A 941-nucleotide genomic window follows, 5' to 3' on the forward strand; every position below is an offset into this window, starting at 1 on the left:
GAGAGTGGCCACGTCGTCGGTGATGAATCGGGCGGTGACCAGGTGGACCAGGGTCGCGACCAGCGCCTCGCACGCGAAGTGCTGCTGGGCGGTGGTGGCCCCGGTGATAGCGGCGATGCCGGCGACGAATCGCTGCTGCAGGGTGAGTCGGCGTCGCATGGCTTCTGGTCCGGCGGCGTAGGTCTCGATCAGGAACAGTCGGGTGGTTGCCGGTTCGGCGGCCAGCGCGTGGAGGTAGGCGCTGACGAGCCGGTCGAGCCGCGCCAGCGGCGGGCCGTCGGCGGGCACCTCGGTCAGCATGGTGGTGAGCCGGTCTATCTTGGGCTCCAGAGCGGCGATGAAGCAGTCCTGTTTGGAACTGAACTGCTGGTAGAACGTCTCGCGTGACACCCCGGCCCGTGTGATGATGTCCGCGACCACGGTCGCGGCGTAGCCGCTGTCCATCATCGCCTCTGCCATGCCGTGCAGGATGCGCGAACGCTGTGTGGCGGCGACCTGTTCGCGGCTGAGTTGGTGGCGGCCGCGGGGGAGTGGTCGGGCGCTCACCGGCGGGCCTGGTCCGGTTCGATGCGCAGGGTGTTGACGAACGTGGCCAGCATGTCGTAGTGCCCGGCCAGCAGCAGGAACTCGATCACGGCTGGTTCGTTCAGATGCGTGCCTAGTTCCGCCCAGGTCGCGTCGTCGAGGTCTCGTTCGGTGTGCAGCACGTCCACGGCGTGCAGCAGGGCTCGCTCCCGCGGTGTCCAGCCCGGCGCCCGTGGCCCGGCCTCGATCCGGTGGATGTCGTCGCGGGTGATCCCGGTGCGGCGGCCGATTCGCACGTGGTGCTCGAACTCGTAGGCGCAGCGCCGCAAGTGGGCCACCCGCAGGATGACCAGCTCGGTGTCGCGGCGGGGCAGGGTCCCGCCGGGCATGAGCCGGCCGGCGAAACGCAGCCAGCC

At 69.8% G+C, this 941-nt stretch carries 2 protein-coding genes; both read right to left on the reverse strand.

Annotated elements, in window-relative coordinates:
* Positions 1-546 (reverse strand): TetR/AcrR family transcriptional regulator (locus F0L68_RS40925; protein WP_149855304.1); only part of this gene is annotated, 546 nt, incomplete at its 3' end.
* Positions 543-941: carboxymuconolactone decarboxylase family protein (locus F0L68_RS40930; protein WP_149855305.1), on the reverse strand; the 399-nt coding region annotated here is incomplete at its 5' end. The genes F0L68_RS40925 and F0L68_RS40930, both read right to left, overlap by 4 nt.

It is taken from the genome of Solihabitans fulvus, assembly GCF_008386585.1.
In the GTDB taxonomy this organism is placed as follows: Bacteria; Actinomycetota; Actinomycetes; order Mycobacteriales; family Pseudonocardiaceae; genus Solihabitans; species Solihabitans fulvus.